Annotated in this window: 1 pseudogene; it reads right to left on the reverse strand. The window is 61.0% G+C overall.

From position 1 onward, the window contains the following. Positions 1-127: 127 nt before the first annotated feature. Positions 128-1,054: pseudogene (locus EN780_RS34935) on the reverse strand (3-keto-5-aminohexanoate cleavage protein); the annotation flags it as partial.

Consider the following 1,054-nt stretch of genomic DNA (forward strand, 5'->3'; position numbering starts at 1 on the left):
CAGTATAGGTCGAATTGCACTGAACAATCCGCTCCGCCAATCCCTCGGGAAGATCGAGGAACGACATCGCGTGCTGAAAATTGTGATCGACGCTCTGCAAGAGCCTGGTCGTAGAGGCTAACATAACTCACTTCCCTTCGGCCGCGTTGCCCATCGAGGCGCCTTCGAGCGTCCGCCCGCCTGGGGCATCCCGCTTGGTCGCCGGCATCGCCAATCTTTTCTGAGCCGCCGTCCGGTAGGCCGCGTTGTGGGCACCGTAGCCGTTGTAGCCTCCGCGCCGTTCGATCATTTCGAAGAAGAATCCGTCGCCAAAGGGGCGCGAATAAAGCTGCAGGTAGCTGCCACCCCGACTGTCTTCGTCATAGAAGACGTTAGCCGTGGCGAGTTGCGCTACGAAGTCGGGGGCAAGGTCAAATTCGGCTTCGATCTCGTCGTAGTAGCCCTCCGAGACGGGCAGGCTGTCGAAGCCGTTCTCGGCCAAACGTGCGGCTGTCGCCAAAATGTCGTCGGTGGAGAATGCCAGGTGCTGCACCGATGACCCGTAGCTGTCCGAAACGAAGCGACCGGCGAAAGTGTGGTGGGTGTCCACACCGTTCAAAGTGAAGCGGACCGCACCATCGTCGCTTTGAAGAGCACGGGAAGGGACGATCCCGCCCGGGTCGGCCACACTCACCTCGGGGGCCTTCCCGATCTCGAAAACGGCCGTGTAGAGCAAGGTCCAGGTTAGAAGTTCCTCCTGCTTCATCACCTGTGCCACATGATCGATACGGTCAAGGCCGACGGGGCGTGCCTGCGGATCAGGCGGAAGGGAACGGAATTCGGTCTCCCAGACTGCAGAAAGCCCAGACTTGCGATCGAGGAAATGCAGCACGGATCCGCCGACCCCGCGCACAGCCGGGATGGCCAGTTCGCCCGCACCTCGGGCCTGGATGAAATCATTGGTGCCGAAGGCTCTTGCCCGCCGGGCGGTTGCGGCAGCATCCTTGACCATGAGGCCGATGTCGCAGACACTGGTACCGTGCATCACATACGCGGAATGGGCATAGCCCTTCTG

Origin of the sequence: Mesorhizobium sp. M4B.F.Ca.ET.089.01.1.1 (genome assembly GCF_004022605.1) — a bacterium.
GTDB classification, from domain to species: Bacteria; Pseudomonadota; Alphaproteobacteria; order Rhizobiales; family Rhizobiaceae; genus Mesorhizobium; species Mesorhizobium abyssinicae.